Source organism: Gracilibacillus xinjiangensis (assembly GCF_042651765.1).
GTDB lineage: Bacteria > Bacillota > Bacilli > Bacillales > Amphibacillaceae > Gracilibacillus > Gracilibacillus xinjiangensis.
Genome location: NZ_JBHSDT010000004.1, coordinates 587,523 through 601,522, shown reverse-complemented (window position 1 = coordinate 601,522; position 14,000 = coordinate 587,523). Strand labels below are relative to the sequence as shown.

12 protein-coding genes are annotated in these 14,000 nt (G+C 38.4%); 3 read left to right on the top strand and 9 right to left on the bottom strand.

Going from position 1 to position 14,000, the window contains the following annotated elements; translation table 11 throughout:
- Positions 1-74 precede the first annotated feature (74 nt).
- Positions 75-320 carry a hypothetical protein gene (locus ACFOY7_RS07010; RefSeq protein ID WP_390250768.1) on the top strand — a complete coding sequence of 82 codons (246 nt, stop codon included), beginning with the start codon at positions 75-77 and terminating at the stop codon, positions 318-320.
- Here the strand turns inward: ACFOY7_RS07010 and ACFOY7_RS07005 are convergent.
- Genes ACFOY7_RS07005 through ACFOY7_RS06995 form a run of 3 tightly spaced genes read right to left on the bottom strand, consistent with a single transcriptional unit; the run spans position 313 to position 2,334 of the window.
- The gene (locus tag ACFOY7_RS07005; protein WP_390250766.1) at positions 313-681 is read right to left on the bottom strand and encodes a DUF423 domain-containing protein; all 369 of its coding nucleotides are present in this window, start codon (positions 679-681) and stop codon (positions 313-315) included. The two genes, ACFOY7_RS07010 and ACFOY7_RS07005, sit on opposite strands and share 8 nt — an antisense overlap.
- 15 nt (positions 682-696) lie before the next feature.
- Complete coding sequence (locus ACFOY7_RS07000; RefSeq protein WP_390250764.1) at positions 697-966, bottom strand: DUF5327 family protein; 270 nt, start codon at positions 964-966, stop codon at positions 697-699.
- Between the two features lie 30 nt (positions 967-996).
- Positions 997-2,334, bottom strand: a complete 1,338-nt coding sequence (locus tag ACFOY7_RS06995; RefSeq protein ID WP_390250762.1) for a sodium-dependent transporter — start codon at positions 2,332-2,334, stop codon at positions 997-999.
- A gap of 93 nt (positions 2,335-2,427) precedes the next feature.
- Here ACFOY7_RS06995 and ACFOY7_RS06990 point away from each other — a divergent pair, with 93 nt between their 5' ends.
- Entirely contained in the window at positions 2,428-3,285 is an 858-nt protein-coding gene (locus ACFOY7_RS06990) for a fructosamine kinase family protein (RefSeq protein ID WP_390250760.1), read from the top strand.
- Positions 3,286-3,300: 15 nt separating this feature from the next.
- Here the strand turns inward: ACFOY7_RS06990 and ACFOY7_RS06985 are convergent, their stop codons facing one another.
- Positions 3,301-4,323 (bottom strand): acyltransferase family protein, encoded by a 1,023-nt coding sequence (locus ACFOY7_RS06985; RefSeq protein ID WP_390250758.1) that lies wholly within the window; start codon positions 4,321-4,323, stop codon positions 3,301-3,303.
- A 233-nt stretch (positions 4,324-4,556) separates the two neighbouring features.
- Entirely contained in the window at positions 4,557-5,789 is a 1,233-nt protein-coding gene (locus tag ACFOY7_RS06980) for an aminopeptidase (protein ID WP_390250757.1), read from the bottom strand.
- A gap of 155 nt (positions 5,790-5,944) precedes the next feature.
- Between ACFOY7_RS06980 and ACFOY7_RS06975 the strand changes: the two genes are divergently transcribed.
- Positions 5,945-8,998 carry an efflux RND transporter permease subunit gene (locus ACFOY7_RS06975; protein ID WP_390250755.1) on the top strand — a complete coding sequence of 1,018 codons (3,054 nt, stop codon included), beginning with the start codon at positions 5,945-5,947 and terminating at the stop codon, positions 8,996-8,998.
- A 102-nt stretch (positions 8,999-9,100) separates the two neighbouring features.
- On the opposite strand, the gene ACFOY7_RS06970 is transcribed toward ACFOY7_RS06975, so the two are convergent.
- From ACFOY7_RS06970 to ACFOY7_RS06955, 4 genes are all read right to left on the bottom strand, one after another.
- Positions 9,101-10,495, bottom strand: coding sequence for an L-cystine transporter (locus ACFOY7_RS06970; protein WP_390250752.1), 1,395 nt, complete (start codon positions 10,493-10,495; stop codon positions 9,101-9,103).
- Between the two features lie 140 nt (positions 10,496-10,635).
- Positions 10,636-11,082 carry an OsmC family protein gene (locus tag ACFOY7_RS06965; protein ID WP_390250750.1) on the bottom strand — a complete coding sequence of 149 codons (447 nt, stop codon included), beginning with the start codon at positions 11,080-11,082 and terminating at the stop codon, positions 10,636-10,638.
- Positions 11,083-11,143: 61 nt separating this feature from the next.
- Entirely contained in the window at positions 11,144-12,073 is a 930-nt protein-coding gene (locus ACFOY7_RS06960) for a TerC family protein (RefSeq protein WP_417398448.1), read from the bottom strand.
- Positions 12,074-12,203: 130 nt separating this feature from the next.
- On the bottom strand, positions 12,204-13,937 hold the full coding sequence (locus ACFOY7_RS06955) for a phospho-sugar mutase (protein WP_390250747.1): 1,734 nt from the start codon (positions 13,935-13,937) through the stop codon (positions 12,204-12,206).
- Positions 13,938-14,000: the final 63 nt, after the last annotated feature.

Genomic DNA, 14,000 nt, shown 5'->3' with positions numbered 1-14,000 from the left:
ATTACTTAATTAAAACAGAAAAAAGCACAAGTTTTCCCTTGTGCTTTTCCTTTATTTATTGGAGGCGAGAAACGATGAAGCAAAAAGCTGCAATAAGTGATATAGAAACATCCCTGTTAATCATTGCACTCTCCATCCTCTTCGTTGGATGGCAAACACAATCTGCTCCTATCATTTACTGCTCATTTCTTTTTATCTCAACGGTACTTCTATTAGAAGCAATACAGGCCTACAAAAAGAAGGACAACTATTCCTTCTCCATGCAATTCCTGCGCGGGATCGGTATTTTAATTGTTGCTGCTTTCTTTATCTTTAAATAAATTTAATGACCGCATATCCTAATAATACCCAGCCAATTAAGAAAGCAAGTCCACCGATTGGTGTGATCATGGCAAATGTTTTGATCGCAGTTGTTGAATAAATATAAAGACTGCCTGAGAATAATAGAATTCCGGCAAAAAAGAACCAGCCTGCAGAAGTGATACTTGCTGCAGTTATTTTTTGCATTAGAAGACCTGCAGCAAGTAATGCTACTGTATGGAACATTTGATATTGTACTGCTTTTTCCCATGTCGCAAGCATTTTCTCTGACAGTCTGCCTTCAAGCCCATGTGCACCAAATGCACCTAATGCCACTGCAAGAAACCCATTAATAATTCCCAACAATAAGAATATCTTCATTTTTATCGACTCCCCTTAAAAATCGAGTAAAGAACCACCAGTATCTTCGTCCAGCTCCACTTTTTCTGTTTGCTTGATCGGTTTGTTTCCAACCATTTGGCGCCATTCATTCTCTGTAATCTGGTTAACGGAACTACTTTTGTTTCCTTGTTGTTCCCCACTATCTAACAATAAGTCAGCCAATGTTTGAACAGCCTTTGCATGCTCTCGTGTTTTTCCGTTTTGTAATGCTTGTTCACATTCCAGGATAATCTTTTTTAAAATTTGCTTATCTGTAATTGCCATTCTCCATTCCTCCTGATTATTTACTATCCATTATACATTTACTAGTTCATTTAAGAAAATAATTAGGATAAGGATTGGGGCAACAAACTTGATGAGCATATACCAGGCATCGCCAATTTTGCTATTAGATAAATCTGATGCATGCAGTGCATCGCTTTTGTTAAAATACCAGCCAACTAATAATGCCATCGATAGCCCGCAAACCGGCATCAGGATGTTCGAAGCAATATAATCCATGGAATCGAGAATGTTCCTGTCACCAATTGGTGTAATTCCACTCCACTTGCCCATTCCTAATGATACGGTCACACCGGAAATAAAGACAACAAAACTGACTAGCAAAGAAGCTGATTTCCGCGGCATTTTCGCTGCACGCATTAAATAGGCTACAGGGACCTCCAGTAAAGAAATAGAGGAAGAAATTGCAGCAAAACATAATGCTGTAAAGAATATAATTGCAATAACATGCCCAAAACTCATCTGATAAAAGATTTCCGGTAATGTGATGAAAACAAGTGTCGGACCTGAACTAGGGTCAATACCAAAAGCAAAAACCGCCGGAAAAATAACCACACCGGAAATGACAGCAAATAATGTGTCCATCACACCAATCCCTGCAACCGCACCTGGAAGTTTTTGCGATTTGGATAAATAGCTCCCATATGTCATCATTGTACCAATACCTAGACTAAGTGAGAAAAATGCCTGTCCCATTGCGGAGAAGTAAACAGTCGGATCTTTTAAGACAGACCAATCCGGCTGAAACAAAAAGGCAAGTCCATCAACAGCGCCAGGAAGTGTTACAGAATATACTGCTAACCCTACCATTAATAATGCTAATACTGGCATCAATATTTTGTTAGCAAGCTCTATTCCGTTTTTAACCCCGACTAATACAATCAGCATGGTAATAATCATAAATAACCCATGCCAGAATATTGGTCCATAATCTTCGGTTATAAATGCATCAAATGTTGCTCCATAGCCTTCCGCAGGCATTTGTACCAAGTCACCTGTCAGGTAGCCCCATAAATAATAAAGCGACCAGCCTGCTACAACACTATAGAAGCTCAAAATTAACAGTGTTGCCAGAACACCAAAATAACCAACCATAAACCAAGGTTTTCCTGGGACAAGTTTTTTATAAGAACCGACGATGTCCTGCTGAGCCTTCCTGCCAATACTAACTTCCACTAACAATAGCGGAATTCCAATTACCAGAACACTTATCATATATAAAACAAGAAATGCTCCTCCACCATTTTCACCAGCTACATAGGAAAAACGCCAAATGTTCCCTAAACCAACAGCAGACCCCATTGCAGCTAACATAAATCCAAGTCGAGAAGCCCAATGTTCTCTTTGCATAATTTATTTACACCTCTTTCTCTCAAACGTTGCCTATTATACATGAAAATTTCGCATACGTCATGCTATACTTTGTGCAAAGGAGTGAAAACAATGCAAGCAAGGCTTAAGAAGATTGGTGACAATACGAATATAAAGGAAATGAAACCGGTCTCGGGTGGTGATATTAACCAGGCGTTTTATGTTAGAACAGAAACAAGAGAATATTTTGTGAAAAAGAACCAGGATGTCCCTGCCGATTTCTTTCAAAAAGAAGCAGAAGGATTGGAACATATTCGGAGGACAAATACGATACGTGTTCCCAAAGTATATTCTTACGATAACGTCTCATTTGGTGAAGAAAAGTATCTAATCATGGAATGGATCGAAGGGGAAAAATCTAAAGCTACCGGGCATTTGTTAGGCGAGCAGTTAGCACAACTTCACTTAACTGAAACATCCCCACAATATGGCATGCATGGGTCAACATTTGTCGGTGAAATAACGCAACCGAATGACTTTTATGATGATTGGCTCACCTATTACAGAGAGAAACGTTTGCAGCCCCAACTGGAAATAGGCATCAACAAAGGGACGATAACAATGGAGCGCCGGGAACATTTCGAGAAGCTGTTACAGAGAATTGATCAATATATTCCTAAATATCCTCGTGTTTCCCTTCTGCATGGTGATTTATGGGGAGGAAACTGGATTACGGGTCATAATGGTCTGCCATATTTGATCGATCCATCTATCGTCTATGGTGATCATGCATTTGAAATTGCCTTCACTGAACTGTTCGGAGGATTCCCTTCCGATTTTTATAAAAGCTATCAGCACTTCTATCCACTGCCAGACTATTATGACGAAATCAAACCACTTTATCAATTATTCTACTTGCTTCTCCATCTCAATCTATTTGGTGAAAGCTATGGTGCTTCCGTTGATCATATACTTAGAAGATACACGTAAAGAAAAGTCATCAACTTATGATGACTTTTCTTTATAGGTGTATTGTTTCTCTCTTTCATCTAACCATATCTGTAATCTGTCTGCTTTTCCTTCAACCATTGGCTCGGTAAAAGTAATGACCCATTTGGATGATAGAAACCAAACAATCGCTACAGAAATAACCGCTAAACCGATCGTATCTAGATTGTGATCCAATTGAAGTAAGTTCGCTTGACGTGCATATTGAATAATGATTCCATGAAGTAAATAAACGTACATCGTCTGCTGGCCGAGATGGGTAAAGGAATAACTTTTCCTTGGCACTAATGTTAACAGTGCAAAGACCATGATAATTGCCAGCATATATAGAGCTATGCGCACAAGTCCTCCATAAACCGCCATATCCAGCCCTTTATAGGAAACAGATCCGAATAACCATTGAGCTGAAATTTCAGGAGTTACATAGCTTACTAGAAAGACAGTCAATAAAATAATCGCTGAACCCCACCTGACAGCATCCCTTTTCCAATAGAAAATCTGTTCTTTCTTTATCCAGTAACCAATAAGGAAAAATGGAAAAAAGACAAATGTTCTCGATAAACTAAACGGTTCTCCGATAAATGGAACATATCCAATTAGAATTCCAACAGTAAAAGCGATAGAAATACCTGCAATCGGCGGGAGTTTCTTATAAAAAATCAATAATAAATGCCAACTGAATAAACTAACCAAAAACCATAATCCCCAGTGAGGATCAAAAAGACTAGAATCCCAATCACTTCTTCCTATTACGAGAAAGTATACAGAATAGAAAATATGAAATAAGAAATAAGGAAACAGTATTCTTTTAGCTAATTTCAACAGGTACCCTTTGTCACTGGCCCCTTTAGCAAAGAAGCCGCTGATTAGAATGAATACAGGCATATGCACTAAGTAAATCGTTTGATACAGTGCATTTATTACAGCAATATCTTGTTTCAATGGCTGAATCAAATGACCAAACACAACAAGGAAAATAAAAAGGAGTTTGGCATTATCAAAATACGCTTCTCGTTGCATCTTCTCGCTCTCCCTTTTTTTATCATGATGCCATCCGGTTTAATAGAATGGAAGATAACATCCCGACTAAATTACATTAACTCTCTTTCCTCATACCCGGAATCAATCATGATAAAAACAGAATATGGAGATTGTTATTCGATTGTAAGCGCTGCGTAAATGGATTGTAACAATAATACGATTTGTTTCCTTGCCATTTTATCTTCTGTGTTTGTCAGCTTCGCCTGATTAGTTTACCATTTTACTGCCCATGTCCCATTACGGAATATTGCTTCCCTTTCACCAGAAGCTGTTATACCATCGATATTCATTTTCTCTGATCCAATCATAAAGTCTTCATGGACGATACTGTCATTTACACCCTGTGCATCCATCGTCTCTTCATCCATATTTGAGCCACCCGCAATATTTGTCGGATATGCCTTACCAAGCGCAATATGGCAAGAAGCATTTTCATCAAACAATGTGTTAAAGAAAATAATATCCGCTTGCGATACTGGCGATTCATGTGGTACAAGAGCCACTTCACCTAAACGGGAAGCACCATCTTCGTCTGCTTCCAGCAGGTTTTTTAAAGCATCTTCTCCTTTTTCACATGTATAGTCGACTACTTTTCCGTCTTTAAAGGTTAGGGTGAAGTTTTCAATTAATTTCCCTTGAAAGCTTAATGGTTTCGTACTTGTTACCGTACCATTTACTTCATATTTATGCGGCATTGTAAAAACTTCTTCTGTCGGGATATTCGGATTAAAAATCACACCATCTGCTGCTGTCGCTGATCCGCCATGCCAAATATGCCCTTTCGGCAACCCAATCGTTAAATCCGTTCCTTCTGCTGTAAAATGAAGCTTTGCATATTTCTTTTCATTTAAGTATTCGCGTGCATTTTTCAATGTTTGGTTATGTTCTTCCCATGCTTTAATTGGATCTTCTTTATCTATGCGGGCAATTCGGAAAATCTCCTGCCATAACTTTTCTTTCGCATCATCAGGGGCATGTTCCGGGAATATCTTAACAGCCCACTCCTTTGTTGGATATCCAACGATAGACCAGCGGGCACGGTCATTCATCATATAATCGCGATATTCTTTCAATGCTGTTGAACTTGCTTTCGTTACTGCTGACATCCTTTTTCCATCAATATCTTGTAATAGATCGGGATTTTCCCCATATATGTTTAGTACAGCATAGCCGTCTTTCACCATACTTGTCATCGCGTCTTTGCGCCATTCGGGGAAAGTTTCTAAAACATCCATTGGTGCATGTTTCATTTTTAAATAGGAGAGTTCATCGTCCTTCCATTCTACATGGACATTTTTCGCACCCATTTCATAAGCCTTTTTCACGACAATACGAACGAATCCGATTGCCTCAATAGGCGCCTGGAGGAGTAAACCCTGTCCTTCTTGTAAATTTACACCTGTTTGTAAAGCTAAATCTGCATACTTTTCTAATTGTTTTATCATTTTATATTCCTCCTTCTGTATTCAGAATAATTTTTCTAATAGAGATGTCAAGGGTAATGCTCTGTCCAAACGATGTTATCACATGGAATATTTGTTGCTTAACAGGGTATAGAAGAAGATAATAATACTATAGATAATAGGAAAGAGGTGGATGAATGGAAACGTTATTTAAATATAAAAAAATAATCTGGATTTTCCTTGTATTACTTATTACAATCGGAATATTTACATACATACAAATACCAAAAAGGGACATACCAGAAATCAGTCAGAATATCGCATCTGTTTCAACCGTTTATCCTGGCGCAAACCCTGAAGTTGTGGAACAAATGGTTACAAATCCATTGGAAGAAGAACTACTTGAAATAGCGGGAATAGATCAAGTAACTTCTGCATCCACCAACGGCTTCTCCACTGTAACTATTACGTTAGATAATAGCAGGGATGCGGACACTGTATACTCAACCATAAGACAACGTGTGCAAAATGTACAAAAAAAGTTTCCTGATGAAGTAATGATCCCGGAAGTCACCACAGATTTAGTTAATTCGAGTGTTGCTACCTATCATCTATTGAGTGATGACCGTTCTGCTCTTCTTTCATTACGTGAAGAAATCAAGGAATGGGAAGAGTCATTAACAGAAACGAATGGAGTAGATAGTGTAGAAATAAAAGGATTACCAGAACAAAAAGTAGTTATTTCCCTTGATGGGGAACGGTTAGAAGAGGAAAGAATTCAGCCTGATCAAGTGATCGAAGCCATTTCCGCAGAGTTTAGCCCTGCAGCACTCGGTACAGACTCTACAAATGACCAAAATTACTTACTGAATCTTTCTGAACCAGATGATATGGAAAAGTTACGTAGTCTATTCCTTCCATCAAGTGAAGACAACCATTCCATTTACTTATCAGAGATTAGTACGATATCAGCAGAATCAGAACCACTCACAGACATTATTACATACGGAAACGAACCAGCTGTATCCATAACTGTTTATGCTGAGGATGGAGTCAATGTAACGAGCTTACAAAATCAAATAAACCAAAAAGTTGCGTTGCTTTCTGAAAATTTACCAGACAATGTCTTTGTTGATCAGTTTTATTCCCAAAGCAATATTATTAAAGAGGTATATAACAGCTTATTAGTATCTCTAGCGATATCGTTCATTGCAGTCATTGTCATTATGGTATTAGGCCTGCCAATTTCTTCAGCTATTGTAGTTGGCTTAGCAATTCCTATATCCATTATCATTGGGTTAATTCCACTGCCTTACAGTGGTGTTGACCTGAACCAGATTTCCATTATCGGTATTATTGTGGCAATTGGTATTCTTGTTGATGATGCCATTGTCGTCAATGACAATATAACGAGAAGATACCAGCTTGGGGACAATCCTTTAGATGGGGCAAAACGAGGCGTGAAAGAAGTAGGGATTTCCATCATTACTTCCACCCTGCTGATTGTCTTTAGTTTTTTTCCATTAACATTCCTGTCAGGCAGTAATGGGGAATTTATCAGAGCATTGCCAATTGCTTTAATGAGTACAATCATTGCTTCCACCATTATTGCGTTAACAGTGATACCAACCATTCAATACACGAGACAACTTAAGCTGCAGCGAACGAAAAAGCGCAGAGTAGGTCTTCTAACAGGGCTGTTTCGCTGGCTGGAAAGTTTTTATTCTGATGTTGTCATACCTGTAATGATCAAAAAACCATGGTTGTCAGTAATTAGCGGCACAATTGTTTGTATCTTATTACTTTCTTTAGCTGTAAAAGTACCCTTTGAATTTTTCCCTGCTGCAGATCGGGAAGAGGTAACCTTATCATTAACTTTAGATGAAGGAACGAAAATAGAGGACACCGATGAGCAACTCTATGCCATTGAATCATATATCCTCGATCATGAGGAATATGTAACAGAAGCTGCTCGCTATACTGGCAGCGGGGTACCGAATATCTTTAATTCCAGCTTAACAAGATCAGGTGAGCATACAGGACAAATCGTTTTTCGTGTAAATCGAGATAAATACTCTGCATCACAGTTTATCGAAGACTATGAATCCGAGCTTCGTGAGAAGTTTTCTAATGGAGAGATCTTTTTAGAGACAATTATTTCAGGCCCTCCTCCATCTCCAAGTCTGGAAGTAAAAATACAAGGGCCGGAACTTGAAGTACTGCTCGATTCATCAACGAAACTGCTGGAAAAGTTAAATGCGTTGGAATCGGTTGAATTGGCAACAGCCAATACCGGTTCCGGTCAACCTGTCCAGACTTATGAAATAGACAGAGACTTCTTAGCCGAAAACGGGATATCTGTTAACCAAGTTAAGAAAACATTGCAATTAGCGAATACAGGGTTTCCAATAAATGAAATGGACCTTGGCGGAGATCGTGTCCCATTGGAATTAAAAATAGATGAAGGAACCGAGAACGGGATAGGGCTGGATCAGTTATCGACGGTTGCTGTCTCTGATGAAGGGATGCCGGAAATTTATCGTTTTGATCAGTTTATAACGGTAAATACAGAAGAACAGATTGCCGCAATTACTCATCTGAACGGAAAAAGAACGGTGACAATATCTGTATATGAAAATGATTCATCAGCTGATTTTGCTAACGATACAGAAAGCATTTTGGCGGAAATAAAGAATGGGCTTCCTTCAGACTACCAATTGATAAAGGATGGCGAGTCAAGTGCAGAGTCGGATTTCTTTGCAGAAGTTGCTAAGCTTTTCATCATTGTCCTGTTTTTAATCTATGTAACATTAGCAATACAGTTTAATTCACTATTAACACCATTACTTATTACAGGCACTGTTTTCCTTGCTGTCACAGGGGCTGTCATTGGACTCTTTATTAGCGGCCAGCCACTTAGTTTCTTAGCAGTACTGGGAATTGTCTCCTTATCAGGTATTGTTGTACGTAATTCGATATTAATTATCGAATTTATTGAACAAAATAAGAAAAAAGATGCGATATCAATCAATGATGCCATTTATGCTGCGGGGAGAGCCAGGTTGCGTCCAATCATTTTAACGACATTAACGTCTATTGCCGCATTAGCACCAATTATCTTTACTGGTGATGTCCTGTTTAAGCCGTTAGCAGTATCTATTGTAGCAGGCCTGATTTTCTCCACTACCTTAACATTACTGCTCCTGCCTGCTTTTTACTTAACGATGGAGAAAGTAAAGAGACGCCAGTAAAAGACCTTTCTTCCCTCTGGAAGCATATGGGGAAAGGCAAAAAGGCAAATAAACCGAACGATTTAATCGTTCGGTTTATTTTAAATTATTTATTTCTGTTTATTATAACGCAATATCTTTATTAATTGCTTCTTTATCATTATATCTTTTGATATTTAATTTCTTCATTATTTTCGAAGTTACTGTACCTGACAGAATCGAGTCATTCACATTTAATGCTGTCCGGCCCATATCGATCAATGGCTCTACTGTGATAAGCAGACCTGCTAATGCAACAGGTAAATTCATTGATGAAAGGACAATCAGTGCAGCAAATGTAGCTCCACCACCGACACCAGCAACCCCAAATGAACTGATACCAATGATTACTACTAATGAAAGTAAGAAACCAGGTGATAATGGATCAATCCCTTGTGTTGGTGCGATCATTACAGCTAACATTGCAGGGTAAATACCTGCACACCCATTCTGTCCAATTGTTGCACCAAATGATGCCGCCATGTTCGCTGTACCACTATGCACACCAAGGCTCTCTTTCTGTACTTGGATAGTAAGTGGAATCGTACCAGCACTGGATCTTGATGTAAAGGCAAAACCTAATACCGGCAGTACCTTGCGTACATAAGTGAGAGGATTCAAGCCAAATAGCGCCAAAATAATTAAATGAATAATAAACATTGTAATTAACGCAACATAGGATGCACCGACAAATTTACCTAATTCGACAATTCCTCCGATATTTGTTTGTGCTACTGTATTCGCCATTAAACCAAGAATACCATATGGTGTTAATCGAAGAATAAGTGTTACAATTCGCATAACTACTGCGTAAACGGCATTAACCATTTCCACAAATTTCTCCGCTTGTTCTGGTTGCTTTCTTCTTAGTCCAAGTACAGCAATCCCGACAATAATCGAAAAGATAACTACAGCAATCGTTGATGTAGCACGCTCTCCTGTCATATCTAAGAATGGGTTAGATGGGATAAACTCCAGAATCTTCTGTGGTGTGGACATACCTTCAACAGTGCCTAGCCTTTCTTCTAACGCCAGGCCTCGTTCTTGTTCTGCCTGCCCCATTTCAATTTGGTCTGCATTCAAATCAAAAATCGTAGCACTTGTAACACCAACCAATGCAGCAATCATTGCTGTTGCTACCAATGTACCAATAATCCATGCTGACATCTTTCCTAATTCGGAAGATTTCTCCAAGTTAATAATGGATTGAATGATTGATACTAAAATTAGCGGAATAACAATCATCATTAGTAAACGAACATACCCGCGGCCTAAGATGTTAAACCAATCTGTTGTTACTGTAACTATATTAGAATCTGCTGAATAGACGATTTGTAAAAATGCTCCTAATAAAATACCTAAACCTAAACCAGCAAAAACTCTCTTACTAAATGATATATACTTCTTTTGCATGTAAAATAATATACCTATAAATGCAAGCATAATAACAATATTAACTAATATCCATAATGTCTCCATTTAAAACTTCCTCCTTTAATCCGATAGAAATACTTTGAATATGTTACTCTCATTCTATGCTTTTGTCAACAGAGATGTTTACCTTACATAATTTAACTCAAAAAAAACGCCTGGGTAATTTACTTTACCCAAGCTTTGATTTATTCAAACGACAGATCTTCTTCTAATTCAATTGCTACATTTCCTTTTATTGCTCTTGAGATCATACAAGAGGACTCGGCAGCATGTACGATCTTCTTCAATTGTTGCATATCTTTTTCTGTTGCATCATGCTTCAGTCTCACTAGTGGCTGATGGATAATTTTTAGATAGGTATATATACCGTTGGTTACATCAACTTCTCCTTTTGATTGTAAAGAAATATGTGCTAACGGTAATCTAGCCCGCTCGATCATCGCTGCCACTGTAATAAGATAACATGTAGCTGCAGCCCCCAGAAGCATTTCATCAGGATTTGTTCCAATGCCGGGACCATCCATTTCAGGCGGAATAGAAATCTCTGTTTTTAAGTTTCCTGCTTCTATCCTGCCAACCTCATTTCTGCCACCTTGCCATGATGCCTTTAATTCAAATGTATGAATTGCCATAATATCACCCTTTCAGATTTCAATTGTAAAAAAGATGATATTGAGAAGCAACTACCTGCACTTATGATGCATTTACTTCTTCTTTTTTCGGACCAGACAGAAACCATCCAGCAACAGCAATTGCAACTAATACAATATAGAACGTTAACTTCCAAGCCAATGAGTGTGCGAAATCATGGTCTAAAATGTGCAAGTCTTCATGTGCAAGAACACTTACAGCTAGTTTTACACCTACCCAGCCGACAATGGCAAATGCAGCTATTTCAAGTCCTGGTCGATCATGTAGTAATTTAACGAAAACATTCGCTGCGAAACGCATAATAATTAAACCAATTAATCCACCAGCAAACACTACGATAAATTGTCCAGTATCCAAGCTTCCGATATTCCCCAATCCAGTTGGCGGCAGAGCTACAGCTAATGCCACAGCTGCAAGGATAGAATCGACTGCAAACGCTAAATCTGCAAATTCTACTTTAAGTACGGTCATCCAAAAGCCGCTTCCGGATTTTTCTTTTACACCTTCAGCTGCATCTTCTTCTTTTGGTTTTTTCAGCAGTTTGTCATACAAGTGCTTTCCTGAGATAAATAATAAGTATATTGCCCCGATTGCTTGCACTTGCCAAACATCAACAAGAAAGGAAATAACAAATAAAGACCCGAAACGCAGAACAAATGCACCTGCCAGACCATAAAATAATGCTTTTTTCCGTTGATCATCCGGAAGGTGTTTAACCATAATTGCTAATACTAATGCATTATCAGCTGCTAATATACCCTCCAAACCAATTAATACTAATAAGACCCAGCCATACTCTAAAAGCAATTCCACGCTACTTACATCTCCTTCTTTATAAAATGACCCATCAAGTGATAAAAGACGCAAAAAAGCGAGACCTTTACCACAAGTGGTAAAGGTCTCGCTAACAACGTCTAAGTTGCCAATTATGCCGGAGGAAAAATCCTCGAATTGACGACATAAATTGTACAGCTACTCCCCTTTATGTATGCTCTAACTATAAGCTTTTCTGAATACTTTGTCAATAAGCAGAAAAGAACCTTTTACCACCTGTATAACCATAGGTTCGGCAAAGGCTCTCTTATTTATACTTTTACAAAAGTCAAATTAGCATATTTTCGTTTACGATCTGATTAATTCTCTGTTCGACTTCTTTCTGGATGGTACGAAGCAGTCTTTCACTTGCTTCTGCACTAGTTGTTTTTACACCAAAGTAACTCTTAATTTTAGGTTCTGTACCTGATGGGCGGAAACACACCCATGCCTCATCTTCCAGAATAAATTTCATTACATTTTCTTTTGGGAGCAGGATATCTTCTGTAAGATCTTCAACTAATCGTTTTCTCAGGCTTGATTGATAGTCTTCCACTGCCTGTACTCTTAGTCCGCCTAATGTCGTAAATGGATTCTCTCTAATATTTTCCATGATCTTCTCAATTTGCTCTGCGCCGTCTTTCCCTTTCAGTGTAAGTGACTTCATTCCTTCTAAATAATAGCCATGTTTAGCATACAATGTATTCAATGCTTGTAACAATGTTTTCCCTTGTTTCTTCCAGCTATTCGCCATCTCACATGCTGCTATCGCTGCCTGAACAGCATCTTTATCACGTACAAAGGAACCAATTAAATAACCATAACTTTCCTCATAACCAAACAGGAATCGCTCGTCTGATGTCTCAAACTGTTTAATTTTCTCACCAATAAACTTAAAACCTGTCAGTGTATCGATTGTATGGACACCATAATAGGAAGCCACTGCCCGCCCCATTTCGGTAGTTACAATCGTTTTTATTAACTGACCATTTTTCCTCTCCTGTTCGTCTAAGCAGGACAATGTATAATCTAATAATAATGTCCCTAATTGATTACCTGTTAATACCTGATAGTCGCCATTATCATTTTTCACGGCAATCCCTAATCTATCTGCATCTGGATCTGTCCCGATCAAAATATCTGCATTCACTTCTCTGCCAAGGTCTATTGCCATTTCAAACGCTTGATGTTCTTCTGGATTTGGGGATGAAACAGTGGAAAATTCCGGGTCAGGCTTTGCTTGTTCTCTCACTACATGCACTTTATCAAAACCAACTTGCTCCAGCCCTTGCATGACCAGATCATGTGCTGTTCCATGCAGCGGTGTGAAAACAATCGTTAAATCATTATCATTGTTATCTTGTTTTTGAATGGTTTTTAATGCATGTAAATAAGCACGATCTACTTTTTCTCCGATCCATTCCAGTAAACCGCTATTCTCTAGCTCAATCTGTTCTTTCACAACGATTTCCAGTTCATTATCAATCTGGTTCACTCTATCTATAATAGCTGCAGCCTCTTTTAAAGGTACTTGCCCGCCATCTTCATTATATACTTTAAATCCATTATATTCTGGCGGATTATGACTTGCTGTAATCATAATTCCTGTTGCTGCATGCAAATAACGCACAGCAAAGGATAGCAGTGGTGTTGGTCTTAATGATTCAAAAACGTATGACCTGATACCATGTGCACCGAATACTTTTGCCGCTTCAACAGCAAATTCTTTTGACATATAGCGAGAATCATAGGCTATGGCAACACCACGCTCTTTAGCGTGAGCAACATTTTCCTCTATGTATATACTTAAACCTTCTACCGCTTTACGAACCGTATATATATTCATCCGGTTTGTCCCAGGTCCAAGTATTCCTCTCATACCACCTGTTCCAAAAGATAAATTTTTATAAAAAGAATCTTCCAATTCTTTTTCGTTATCGGCTACTTTTTTTAGCTGGTCTAATAGTTTTTCATCCAATGTTGCAAAAGACGTCCATTTTTTTAACGTATCCTGCCATGACATACAGCAATCCCTCCCGAACTTTATTAAAATATCTTATTATCTATCTTAACATAATATAGCTTT

Coding starts and splice junctions, on each gene's coding strand:
- ACFOY7_RS06955 (WP_390250747.1), bottom strand. CDS start 13,937: ATGTCATGGCAGGATACGTTAAAAAAATGGACGTCTTTTGCAACATTG.
- ACFOY7_RS06990 (WP_390250760.1), top strand. CDS start 2,428: ATGCAAGCAAGGCTTAAGAAGATTGGTGACAATACGAATATAAAGGAA.
- ACFOY7_RS06975 (WP_390250755.1), top strand. CDS start 5,945: ATGGAAACGTTATTTAAATATAAAAAAATAATCTGGATTTTCCTTGTA.
- ACFOY7_RS06995 (WP_390250762.1), bottom strand. CDS start 2,334: ATGCAAAGAGAACATTGGGCTTCTCGACTTGGATTTATGTTAGCTGCA.
- ACFOY7_RS07005 (WP_390250766.1), bottom strand. CDS start 681: ATGAAGATATTCTTATTGTTGGGAATTATTAATGGGTTTCTTGCAGTG.
- ACFOY7_RS06965 (WP_390250750.1), bottom strand. CDS start 11,082: ATGGCAATTCATACATTTGAATTAAAGGCATCATGGCAAGGTGGCAGA.
- ACFOY7_RS06970 (WP_390250752.1), bottom strand. CDS start 10,495: ATGGAGACATTATGGATATTAGTTAATATTGTTATTATGCTTGCATTT.
- ACFOY7_RS07000 (WP_390250764.1), bottom strand. CDS start 966: ATGGCAATTACAGATAAGCAAATTTTAAAAAAGATTATCCTGGAATGT.
- ACFOY7_RS07010 (WP_390250768.1), top strand. CDS start 75: ATGAAGCAAAAAGCTGCAATAAGTGATATAGAAACATCCCTGTTAATC.
- ACFOY7_RS06980 (WP_390250757.1), bottom strand. CDS start 5,789: ATGATAAAACAATTAGAAAAGTATGCAGATTTAGCTTTACAAACAGGT.
- ACFOY7_RS06985 (WP_390250758.1), bottom strand. CDS start 4,323: ATGCAACGAGAAGCGTATTTTGATAATGCCAAACTCCTTTTTATTTTC.